The 527-nt window shown below is 61.5% G+C and carries 1 protein-coding gene; it reads left to right on the top strand.

All coding sequences use genetic code 11. The annotated features are described in order from the left end of the window. Nucleotides 1–527: EF-Tu/IF-2/RF-3 family GTPase (locus ACR0LL_RS21360; protein ID WP_480589352.1), on the top strand; the 527-nt coding region annotated here is incomplete at both ends.

The following is a 527-nucleotide window of genomic DNA, read 5'->3' on the forward strand; positions in this document are numbered from 1 at the left end:
GGCATCGACGCGACCGACGCCATTCAGGTCTCGGCAAAGACGGGGCAGGGCATCCACGAAACGCTCGAAGCCATCGTACAGCAGCTGCCCGCGCCGCAGGGCAATCTCGACGCGCCGCTCAAGGCGATGCTGGTGGATTCGTGGTATGACGCCTATCTCGGCGTTATCGTTCTGGTCCGCATCATGGACGGCACGCTGAAAAAGGGGATGCGGGTCAAGTTCATGTCAAACAACACCCTGCACCATGTCGACCGCGTTGGCGTCTTCCGCCCCGAGATGGAGATGGTCGACAGCCTTGGCCCCGGTGAGATCGGCTTTCTCACCGCCTCAATCAAACAGGTCCGCGACACCCGAGTTGGTGACACCATCACCAATGACCGCAACGGCAGCGAGGACGCGCTGGACGGCTTCAAACCCGCGCAGCCGGTGGTGTTCTGCGGCCTCTTCCCCGTCGACAGTTCCGAATTCGAAGAACTGCGCGATGCGATCGACAAGCTGGCGGTGAACGATGCCAGCTTCAGCTTCGA

It is taken from the genome of Ruegeria sp. AI2, assembly GCF_056541275.1.